The 9906-nt window shown below is 68.6% G+C and carries 11 protein-coding genes; 6 read left to right on the forward strand and 5 right to left on the reverse strand.

The window, feature by feature from the left end; all coding sequences use genetic code 11:
• Window positions 1-60: 60 nt before the first annotated feature.
• Entirely contained in the window at window positions 61-504 is a 444-nt protein-coding gene (locus ABD993_RS10925) for a PaaI family thioesterase (protein WP_345415455.1), read from the reverse strand.
• Window positions 505-673: 169 nt separating this feature from the next.
• Here ABD993_RS10925 and ABD993_RS10930 point away from each other — a divergent pair, with 169 nt between their 5' ends.
• Window positions 674-1306: a TetR/AcrR family transcriptional regulator gene (locus tag ABD993_RS10930; protein WP_345415458.1), complete on the forward strand. Its 633-nt coding sequence runs from the start codon at window positions 674-676 to the stop codon at window positions 1304-1306.
• 17 nt (window positions 1307-1323) lie between these two features.
• On the opposite strand, the gene ABD993_RS10935 is transcribed toward ABD993_RS10930, so the two are convergent.
• Window positions 1324-1794: a PaaI family thioesterase gene (locus ABD993_RS10935; RefSeq protein ID WP_345415461.1), complete on the reverse strand. Its 471-nt coding sequence runs from the start codon at window positions 1792-1794 to the stop codon at window positions 1324-1326.
• A gap of 3 nt (window positions 1795-1797) precedes the next feature.
• Window positions 1798-3327 carry a carotenoid oxygenase family protein gene (locus tag ABD993_RS10940; protein WP_345415464.1) on the reverse strand — a complete coding sequence of 510 codons (1530 nt, stop codon included), beginning with the start codon at window positions 3325-3327 and terminating at the stop codon, window positions 1798-1800.
• A gap of 158 nt (window positions 3328-3485) precedes the next feature.
• Here ABD993_RS10940 and ABD993_RS10945 point away from each other — a divergent pair, with 158 nt between their 5' ends.
• From ABD993_RS10945 to ABD993_RS10965, 5 genes are all read left to right on the forward strand, one after another.
• Entirely contained in the window at window positions 3486-4067 is a 582-nt protein-coding gene (locus ABD993_RS10945) for a TetR/AcrR family transcriptional regulator (protein ID WP_345415467.1), read from the forward strand.
• Window positions 4068-4312: 245 nt separating this feature from the next.
• Entirely contained in the window at window positions 4313-6286 is a 1974-nt protein-coding gene (locus tag ABD993_RS10950) for a flavin-containing monooxygenase (protein WP_345415470.1), read from the forward strand.
• 1 nt (window position 6287) lies between these two features.
• Window positions 6288-6731 (forward strand): nuclear transport factor 2 family protein, encoded by a 444-nt coding sequence (locus tag ABD993_RS10955; protein ID WP_345415473.1) that lies wholly within the window; start codon window positions 6288-6290, stop codon window positions 6729-6731.
• Window positions 6728-7198 (forward strand): Zn-ribbon domain-containing OB-fold protein, encoded by a 471-nt coding sequence (locus tag ABD993_RS10960; RefSeq protein ID WP_345415476.1) that lies wholly within the window; start codon window positions 6728-6730, stop codon window positions 7196-7198. The genes ABD993_RS10955 and ABD993_RS10960 overlap by 4 nt, the downstream gene beginning before the upstream one ends.
• Window positions 7195-8379 (forward strand): lipid-transfer protein, encoded by a 1185-nt coding sequence (locus ABD993_RS10965; RefSeq protein WP_345415479.1) that lies wholly within the window; start codon window positions 7195-7197, stop codon window positions 8377-8379. Before ABD993_RS10960 ends, ABD993_RS10965 begins: the two co-directional genes overlap by 4 nt.
• Window positions 8380-8385: 6 nt before the next feature.
• On the opposite strand, the gene ABD993_RS10970 is transcribed toward ABD993_RS10965, so the two are convergent.
• Together ABD993_RS10970 and ABD993_RS10975 are read right to left on the reverse strand one after the other, a co-directional pair.
• Window positions 8386-9015, reverse strand: a complete 630-nt coding sequence (locus ABD993_RS10970) for a TetR/AcrR family transcriptional regulator (protein WP_345415480.1) — start codon at window positions 9013-9015, stop codon at window positions 8386-8388.
• A gap of 28 nt (window positions 9016-9043) precedes the next feature.
• A partial coding sequence (locus ABD993_RS10975; protein ID WP_345415483.1) for an acyl-CoA dehydrogenase family protein occupies window positions 9044-9906 on the reverse strand: 863 nt, incomplete at its 5' end.

Below are 9906 nucleotides of genomic sequence, written 5' to 3' on the forward strand. Positions count from 1 at the left end.
CGTCAAGGAATTTTGAAACGATCAGGATGAAAACTTACCCCTAGTACGGTGAGCGCCGGATCAGCCGCCGACGCCTCGATCCACATCGTCGGGAGCCCAGAGCGGGATCTCGACCGGGACGAAGGTGCCGGTCGCCAAGGTCGTGAGCGCACCGGCACTGCGGATCTCGGCGCGAGCGAACACCAAGGACCGTGCGACACGGTCGACCCAGGCCGTGACCTCCAACCGCGGCAGCGCCGGCCGGAGGTACTCCAGGTTCAAGGTCCCGGTCACAATGGCACGACCCCCGGGCATCCGGCGCATGATGGCCAAGGAGATCGCCTGGTCGCAGATCGCCGCCACAATCCCGCCGTGGACTGCGCCGTTCGGGTTCAGGGGTGTGGCCGACTCGTCGACATACAGGCGCACACCATCGAGGTCGAGGCGCGTCGGCACGATGTGCAGCGCCGTCGACCCGGGCGAGGTCGCGGCCCACGCCAACCAGTCCTCGTCCCCGCCGCCCACGGGGGGCGGAGGGAACACTGCCGCCGGCGCCGAGGGCCAGATCGATTCAGGCATCATCGTCACGCTCCGCTGACACGCGACGCCGTTCTTGTGACATCCGGTCGCCCCCGGCAGCCTGAGACAGATAATCTCGCAAGAGGCACCCCTGATGCATACGGAAGGACATGGCATGGCTTCGAAGGCGACCGATGGCAAGAGCCCGGCACCGCGCGACGTTGGGACGAAGCGTCCGGTCGGCCGACCCCGCAGGGTCATCGACCTGGACCAGGTCGCCGACGTCGCCGCCCAGCTGTACGCCCGGCACGGCTACGACGCGGTATCGATCGAGTCGGTCGCCGAGCGGCTCGGCGTCTCCCGGGCCACGCTGTACCGCACGATCCGGTCGATGGACGAGCTGCACACGGTCCTGTTCGAGCGCAGCGCCCGGAACGTCGAGCTGGAGGCCCACGCGCTGCTGGAGAGGCACAAGGACTCCCGCGAGGCTCTCATCGCGCTCATCACCTTCCAGATCGAGGCGTCGATCCGCATGCGCGAGTATGTCGGCGTCTACTTCGGCTGGGGCCTCCCGGCCGATGCGTTCGAGCGCTGGCGCCAGTGGGCGACCGAGTACGAGCGCCTCTGGTCGACGGCGGTCGAGCGCGCGGCGGCCGACGGCCATCTCAAGGTCGACGATCCCATGGTGGCCACCCGGTTGATCCTGGGCATGGTCAACTGGGTGTCGCGCTGGTACCGCGCGGAAGGCCCGTGCACCAGCGAGTCGATCGCGGCCGAGGCGATCCGCCTGGTGCTGCCGAAGGCCTGATCTGGGCGACCGCTGCCTCACGACTCGGCCCCCGACAGCGAAGCGAGGTCGAGTGGCACCCAGGTGCCCGACGCCAGAGCACACACGCGCCCACCGCTGCTGAGTTCAGCGCGCACGAACACCAGCGCCCTGGTGAGCCGCTCGACCCGAGCCTCGAGCACGAGGGGCAGCAGGGCGGCGCGAAGATATTCGACCCGCAATGTCCCAGTGACCGCGGTCCGCTCGGGGCCGACCATGGGCATCAGGGCCATAGCGCCGATCTGGTCGGCGAAGGCAGCCACCAGTCCGCCGTGCACCGCGCCATTCGGGTTCAGCGGCATGATCGAGCGCTCGACGGTCGCTCGCGCGTATCCGTGAGTCATGGTCTCCATGTCCATGCACAGACCCGCGATCGAGGGCAGGGCATTGGCCCAGGACAGCCACCCGGGCCAGTCACCCTTCTTCGGCGGACTGGGGTGTGTCACCGCACCCGCCGCGTCGTGAGCCATCGATCAGTACCGGAAGTCCATCCAGTGGCCGTGAGGCGTCCAGCCCAGGAGGAACGGGATCTCGATCCGGCAAATCGGCCCCTTGGTGATGTCGTGCGTGTCGAAGATCAGGTACTCGCCGCGACGATCGGCCCACCACGACACCGGCACGATGAGGTAGCCATCACCCTCCGGAGAGGCCGGGTGCCGCGGTGCGAACGTCGCCTCGAGCACGGCGGCCGCCTCGGTCGTACGGATCTGGTAGACCTGCTCGGCCATCGTGCGCATGTTGGTGACGACCAGGCTGTTCATCGACATGCCGTTGCGCTTGACGACACCACCGACCTGGAAGCCGAACGTGTAGCCCTTGCCGTAGAACCGTTCGTCGACCTTCGGCAGCTCGGACGGACGATCCGACAGCTGCTCGGTCTTGGCGGCGCCGGTCTTGAGGTCGATCGTCCAGCGGCCCAGGAAGCTGCGCGAGACGGAGAAGAACAGCGCGACGTCCTCGCCCTCGGCGAAGTCCTGCGGGAACGGGAACGGCGGGCGGTTGAAGATCGGCGCGTCGAGGGTCAACCGGTCACCGTCGACGTTGGCCGACATCGTGTGCATGACGTACTCAGCCGGCAGGTCGGTCTTGATCCATCGCACCTCGGCGTCCATGTCGTGGCGCGGGATGAGCCCGATGATGATCGGCAGCTCCTCGTCCCAGCCCCAGATGCCCAGGTTCTTCTCGGTGATCTGCTTCTTGTCGGCCGTGAACGGCTGGAACGGCATGACGATCCACTCAGGCGTGAGCCAGATGTCATGCGCGACCGTGTTGTACGGGGCGTCGTGCAGGTCGCGCGACTCCACCGCGCCATCGGGGTGGACGACGTGGATCGTGACGTACGGCGACTCGTCCCGCCAGTTCCAGCCGTAGAGCGTGCCGGTCTCGTAGTCCCACTTCGGGTGAGCCGTGAACGACGCATCACCGAAGGTCGTCTTGGCGTGCAGTCCTGGCGACAGCTTCGTCGACCAGTTGACGACGCCCTTGGTCTCAAGGGTGATGGGGTCGATCGCGATCGGCGGCCCACCCTGCTCTCCCGAGGCGAGCATCTCTCCGGCGAACGGGAAAATGTTGATGTTGTTGGTGCCCTGCGGCACGCCGCAGGTGTACTCGTCGCGCTTGACGTCGCCGTACGCGTGGTCGCGCCAGTCGCCGAAGCCACCGTCGGTCCACTCGAACAGACCGCGCCCGGCGCGTTCCTCCGCGACGTACTTCGGCGTGCGGATCCAGCGATTGCGGAAGTCGGCGCGGCCGTTGTCGAGCACCAGGCCCTGGACCATGCCGTCCATGCTGATAAGTGGGCTGTTGCCCTGTTTGGTCGGCCGGCGCCAGGTGGGACCGGTGCGATAGAAGCCGCCGGACAGCTCCTTGGGGATCTCACCGTGGGTGACGATGCACTCCTCCACCGTGGCTTCGAACCGCATCGGCTGGAACGGCCCTCGCAACGAGTTGGTCTGCGGCAGTGGATAACCCACGACTTCTCCTTCCATCGCGACCAGCGCCACGAGTCGGCGTGATCGTCTTCACGGTACCACTCTGCGGCCCAGATTGGAAACGATCGTTCACATCCGTGAAAGATCGGTCTTCCCCTAGCGACACCGAATGGCCGACAAGCAAGTGTGCGGCCGTTTCCACCTTGATGGCATACGAGTAGGATCCTGCCATGTCACGTGAGGAGCAGATCCTGGCCGCCGCGACCCGACTGTTCGCCGAGCGCAGCTTCGACGGGGTCGGCGTCGACGCCATCGCGGCCGACGCCGGGGTCACCGGATCGGCGATCTATCGCCACTTCTCGAGCAAGGACGAGATCCTCGCGGCCTTGTTCGACCGCCTGATCGATGCGCTGCTGATCCGCATCGGCGAGCCAGCCGACGATCCGGATGCCGAGATCGACGGGCTGATCGCGGCACACGTCGAGTTCTCGATAGCGCATCCCGAGCTCACGATCATCTGGGGGCGCGAGCAGGCCGCGCTCGCCCACGTCTATCGTGCCAACCTGCAACGACGTCAGCGGGCGTACGTCGACCGGTGGATCCAGGCGCTCGACACCCGCTACCCCGGACTCTCGCGCGACGAGCTCGCCGCTGCGGTGCGTGCGACCCATGCGCTCATGACGTCCGACACCTCTCGACCCGCCAGCACTCGTCGGATCGCCGGGCTCGGTCCGCTACTGTGCTCGCTGGCGAAGGCCGCGCTCGCACCGCTAGGCGACCCGCCCCCCGCCAGGGTCGCCGGATCGTCCTGACGACGTCACCTCCGCCGACGCGGTTGTGATACAAGTGGAATCAAATCCCTCCGCGGCCGTGCTCCCATCGACCCGAGGCCCCCACGCGGTCGCCCACGCCCATGACCACTCCCGACAGCCGGGTCGGAGCAACGCATTCTGAGAATCTACGTCCACAACTCTCGACACATCCTATAGTTATGACATAACATGTATCAAAACTATAGGGCTGTGTCCGGTGCGGCCCCACGCAACGAGGAGTCGCCTTGCACAACGTCGCCCCACCCCCGCAGCCCGCGGTCGGAGACGTCGCCATCGACCAGTTCGAGCAGCAGCTTGCCGCGGCACTCGAGGACGCCCACCTGCCCAGCCTGCTGGCCGTCGTGGTGCAGCTGACCGGCGACATGAGCCTGCTCGACGGGCCGTTCCGTCCCGCACGCATGCGCGGGCCGGGCGACCACGACACGGCCGGGCTCTCGACAGAGGTGCAGTCCGGTCTGCGCTCGCTCGCGCTCCGCGTGCTCATGGCCCACCGCCGCGGTGAGCTGCCGCCTGCGCCTCCGCTGTCGGCCGAGGGCACCCTCACGATCCTCAGTACGTGCCTGGGCGAGGAAGTGCCGGCGATCGAGGCCGAGATGTTCGCCGAAGAACTCGGTGTGCTCAGCCGGCAGACGCCCGCCCTCACCGAGGCCGAGCGCCAGCATGCCCCGCATGTGCTCGTCATCGGCACCGGCTTCTCGGGACTGTGCGCCGCGATCCGGCTGGCCGAGGCCGGCGTGACGTACTCCGTCATCGAGAAGAACACGGAGATCGGCGGCACCTGGCAGGAGAACGTCTACCCCGGCTGCGGAGTCGACACGCCGGTGCACCTCTACTCGTTCTCGTTCGCGCAGCGTGCCGACTGGCCGACGTACTTCGCCCACCAGGCCGAGGTGCGCGACTACCTCGTGGACGTCGCCGCCAGCCACGGCGTGCGTGAGCACGTGCGGTTCGAGACCGAGCTCGAGAGCGCGGACTGGGACGACTCCGCCCAACGGTGGTCCGTCCGGCTCCGGCTCGCCGACGGGGCCGTCGAGGAGATGACGGTGCCCGTCATCATCAGTGCCGTGGGCCTGCTCAACCGTCCCGCCTACCCGACGATCCCGGGCCTCGACGGCTTCGACGGCCCCGTTCTCCACACGGGGGCGTGGGACACCTCGGTGGACCTCACCGGCAAGCGCGTCGCGGTCATCGGCACCGGCGCCTCGGCGATGCAGCTCGTGCCGGCGATCGTCGACACCGCAGCCGAGATCACGATCTTTCAACGCTCGCCGCACTGGATCGTCCCGAACCCCAACACCAACGCCCCCGTCACCGAGGCGAAGAAGTTCCTCATGGAGGAGGTCCCCTGGTATGTCGGGTGGTACCGCCTGCGCCAGGCGTGGAACTTCGGCGACCGCCTGCACCCGATGCTGATCATCGATCCGGACTGGCCGGACAGCGAACGCTCGATCAACGCCGACAACGAGCGCCATCGCGTCTTCCTCACCAAGTACATCCACCAGAAGCTCGCGGGCCGGCCCGACCTCATCGAGAAGTGCGTCCCCACCTACCCGCCGTACGGGAAGCGTCCGCTGCTCGACCACGGCTGGTTCGACGCACTGCTTCGCGAGCACGTCACGCTGGTGGCCGACGGCCTGACGCGCGTGGAGGGCAACACCGTCGTGGCTGCCGGCGGCGAGACCGCCGAAGTCGACGTCATCGTCCTCGCGACCGGGTTCCAGACCCTCGACATGCTCGGCCCGATGCGTATCACGGGTCGCAGCGGTACCACGCTGCGCGAGACCTGGGGCCCCGACGATGCCCGTGCGCTCCTCGGCATGACGGTGCCCGACTTCCCGAACTTATTCATCCTGTACGGGCCCAACACCAATGCCGGCCATGGCGGGAGCCACGTGCTCAGCGTCGAGATGCAGGTGCGTTACGTCCTCCAGCTCCTCCTGCGCATGACCCGTGACGGGCTCGGCAGCGTCGAGTGCCGCCCCGAGGCGTACGTGGCCTACAACGAGGAGCTCGACGCGGCACTGGCCCGGTCGATCTGGTCGCACGACGGCATGAACACCTACTACCGCAGCGCCAAGGGACGCATCGTCACGAACGTGCCGTGGACGAACGCCGAGTTCTGGCACCGCACCGCCGTCGCCGACCCGGACGACTTCATCCTCACGGCGGCCACGGCCGACATCTCACCGGAGAGCTGACATGGGAACAGAGGACACACGCGCACTGGTCGAACGGTTCAACCAGGCCCGGGCCGACAACGATGCGGAGACGATCGCGGCGCTGCTGGCCGAGGATGTCGAGTGGCACCCGCCGGCGGGCATCAGGGCCCGGCCGTTCCGGGGCCGTGAGCGCGTCACCCGCTCACTGACCGGCGGCAACACCAGCGGCGTCCTCGACGTCGCCTCGATCGAGCGCACGATCCTCGACGTGATCGTCGACGGCGACTCGGCCGTGGTCCGCCAGCTGATGACCGCGACCCGGCTCGACGGCGAGCCCTACTGCAACGACTACTGCTGGGTCTACACCTTCAGCGACGGCCGGATCACCCAGATGGTGGAGTACGGCGACACGCTGCTGACCGCGCGAGCCGGATTCGTGCCACTCGAGGCACCCGCCCCGCCGAAGGAAGAAGGACAGTCATGACCGACGCCGCCCTGCACGACCCGATCGATCCCGTGCCGGCCTCGCGTTCCGCGGCCCCGACCTGGTTCGACGCCGACGGAGGACGTCTGCTCGGCCAGACCTGCGACGCCTGTCGCTCCGTCTTCTTCCCGCCGACCCTCGACTTCTGCGGAAACCCGAGCTGCGAGGGCGAGACGTTCACGGTCCAGCCCATGAGCTCCTGCGGGACGGTGTGGTCGTGGACCACCAACCACTACAAGCCGCCGGCGCCGTACGTCAGCGAGGAGCCTTTCGCGCCGTACACGGTGCTGGCGGTCGAGCTCGCCACCGAGGGCATGGTCGTCCTCGGTCAGCTGAGTCCCGAGAGCGATCCCGTGGAGGTCGGCGACACCGTCGAGATCCGCACCGAGACGCTGCTCGAGGACGAGAACGGCACCCAGCTCGTGTGGCGCTGGATGCGCACGGTCAACCAGGAGGACGCACGATGAACGATGTCGCCATCACCGGCGTGGGCATGCATCCATGGGGCAAGTTCGGCAAGAGCTTCGTCGAGTACGGCCGCGTCGCCGCACGCGCCGCCCTGGCCGATGCCGGGATCGCATGGTCCGACGTCCAGTTCGTGGCCGGCGCCAACACCTGGCGCGGCGGGTACCCGGGCCTCGTGAGCGGCTCGACGTTCGCCCACGCGCTCGGCTGGAACGGTGCCGGTATCAGCAGCTCGTTCGCCGCCTGCGCCTCCGGGGCACAGGCACTGTCGGTCGCCCGGGCGCAGATCCTCGCCGGGCTGTGCGACGTGGCGCTGGTCGTCGGCGCCGACGTGGCACCCAAGGGATTCTTCGGGCCCTTCGGCGCCGGCGACGAGACCGACCCCGACTGGCTGCGGTTTCGGCTCCTGGGCGCGACCAACCCGACGTACTTCGGGCTCTACGCCCAGCGCCGGATCGCCGCGTACGGCGCCACCTCGCTCGACTTCGCCCGCGTCAAGGCCAAGAACAGCCGGGCCGGGGTGCTGAATCCATACGCACGCTTCCGCAAGCTCGTCACCGTGGACGAGGTGCTCGCCAGCCCGTACGTCTCCGAGCCCCTGCGTCTGCTCGACGTGTGCGCGACCAGCGACGGCGGTGCGGCGCTCGTCGTCACGAGTGTCGAGTACGCCGAACGGAACGAGCGCCGGTTCGCCCGACTCAAAGCGGTCGCGACCAACACCCCTCGCTATCCCAACGACCTCATCGAGATGCCGAACTTCGCGAGCGACTCGACGGCCGTCGTGCCGGCACCGGAGCTCGGCTTCAAGAAGTCGCTGGCACACGAGGCGTACGAGCAGAGCGGGCTGGGTGCCGACGATCTCGACCTCGCCGAGGTCTACGACCTCTCCACGGCGCTCGAGCTCGACTGGTACGAGCACATCGGACTGTGCCAGGAGGGCGAGGCCGAGAAGATCCTCGCGGACGGCCGCACGAGCCTCGGCGGGAGCACGCCGGTCAATGCCAGCGGTGGGCTCGCCTCCTTCGGTGAAGCCGTCCCGGCCCAGGCGATCGCCCAGGTGGGCGAACTGACGACGCAGGTGCGCGGCGAGGCCGCCGACCGGCAGGTCGACGGAGCCCGGGTCGGCATCGCGATCAACCAGGGTCTGTTCGGCCACGGCTCGGCGACCATCGTGAGCGCCTGAGACCCCTCAGGACAGGCCGAGCGCGCGGGTCCACACATGCGTCAGGGCCGCGATGTCCGTTTCCGTGTCGGTCGGCTCACCCAGCGTGAACCAGATGTGGGCCTGCGCGTTGGTCATCGCGACCAGCAGGCCGGCGACGCGGCGCGCGTCGACCGCCGCTGACACGACGCCCTCGCGCTGGAGACGCTCGACGGTCTCGACCTGACGCTCGACGGCACGTTCCCTGACGCTCAGGAACATCGCCCCGAACTGCTCGTTCTGGGGTGCGAGCTGCTCCAACAGGCTCAGCAACGGCGCATGACGGCGGTACAGCTCGAGGAACCGCCGGTTCGACGCGGCGATCTGCCCGGCGGTGTCCTCCGGGTCGTCGTCGCGGCGCGCTCCGCTGTTGTAGATGTCGTCGATGACGTCCTCGAGCACCGCGGCGAGCAAGGCGGTCTTGGAGCCGAAGTGCCGGTAGAACGTGCCGACGCCGACGCCGGCGGCCGTCACGACGTCGACGATCCGGGCCTCGTAGAAGCCGGACCGGGCGAAGACGTCCCGGGCGGCGTCCCGCAGCGCCTGCGTGTTGCGCTCAGCCCGTGACCGAGGCTCACTCGTGGCGTCGATGGCGCAGTCCTCCGTGAGAGACGTCACGCAGCAGGCGTCACTACGACGGTCGTCATCATCCCACGGGGCAGTCGAGCACCATCGTCGCGATCCGCTCGCGGTGGTGGTCGACGGAGCCCCAGGCGTTGAGGAGACTCCAGATCCGGGTGAGATACAGGTGCAGGTCGGCCTCCATGCTGTAGCCGATCGCCCCGTGGCACTGAAGCGCCGACTTGGCGGAGACCCGGGCGGCCTTCGCTGCCATGACCTTGGCCATCGAGCACAGCCGTGATGCCGACCCGTCGTCCTCGCTGACCGCCCAGGCGGCGGCTTCCACGACAGGTCCGGCGTACTCGACGGCGACGTGCGCGTTCGCGAGCTGGTGCTTGACGGCCTGGAAGCTGCCGACCGGTACGCCGAACTGTTTGCGGACCGACGTGTACTCGACCGTCATCTCGATCGCCCGCGCGGAGAGGCCCACGAGGGAGGCCGCAACCCCGAGAGCGCCCCGGTCGCGCGCGGCCCGTGCCAGCGGGGTCGCTTCGGGCCCCTCGGTCAGGACGGCGGCGTCCGCGACCCGTGCGGGGTCGAGGCGGGCCAGCTGACGGGAGCCGTCGAGAGACTCGAGCGCCTCGGCACCGACGAGCTGTACGAGCCGGATGCTGCGGTCGTCGACGATCAGGGCGCTTCGTGCCGTGCGGGCGTACGGCACCACGTCGGAGGCGGCCGCGGTGAGGATCTCGCCGTTGTCGAAGGCCTCCTGCAGCCACTCCGGTGCGATCGCGGCGAGCAGCGGGACCGCTACGACGGCATGCTCCACCAGCGGTCCGGCCGCGGCGGCGCGGCCGAGCTCCTCCAGGGCCGCGGTCGACTCCAGGGCCGTCCCGCCGCCCCCATACGGCTCGGGTGCCAGCAGGCTCAGGAAACCGGACGCGTCCA

Origin of the sequence: Pseudonocardia xishanensis, assembly GCF_039541715.1 — a bacterium.
Lineage (GTDB): Bacteria > Actinomycetota > Actinomycetes > Mycobacteriales > Pseudonocardiaceae > Pseudonocardia > Pseudonocardia xishanensis.